The organism is Haloarcula sp. Atlit-47R (assembly GCF_003665985.1).
GTDB classification, from domain to species: Archaea; Halobacteriota; Halobacteria; order Halobacteriales; family Haloarculaceae; genus Haloarcula; species Haloarcula taiwanensis.
In genome coordinates, this window is record NZ_QPLQ01000039.1 from 1 (window position 1) to 529 (window position 529).

The following is a 529-nucleotide window of genomic DNA, read 5'->3' on the forward strand; positions in this document are numbered from 1 at the left end:
CGGTTTAATCGCTTTAATATTTACAACTGGTCGATAATTAACTTGTAATGCTTTTTGCCATAAATCAATCCATTCACTTTATTTTATATATTGACCTTGCTTTTTAAAATACGCACTTTCAACACATAACAAAACATGCATATGTTGATTATAACTACCGTCATTTTTATTAACTGTAACCTCCGTCGAACGCATAAAACCAATTAAATTCTTTTTAACCTTTGTATACATTATCAAATTATTAAAAGCCTTAGACATATGTTTTAAACTTTGTTCTAAATGTTCTTCTTTCTCTTGTCATAATAAAATCGCCCATTTTCTTAAATTAACAATATTTATTTTCATAGAATTTGTCCAATTAAGTATAGACGATTCACTTAATTATATCCTATTGGATATAATCAAATGTCAAGGCATTTTCTAATCGTAAAAACCCATTTCCATACAAATTATTATTTTTATGCACTTTCTCACAAGAATTTATCAATATTCTACGAATATCAGAAGCAGACATACTCGGATTTTTCTC

At 27.0% G+C, this 529-nt stretch carries 1 pseudogene; it reads right to left on the reverse strand.

Annotated features, from left to right (window positions below):
• A pseudogene (locus DVK00_RS22415) lies at positions 1–279 on the reverse strand (protein rep); the annotation flags it as partial.
• Positions 280–529 lie beyond the last annotated feature (250 nt).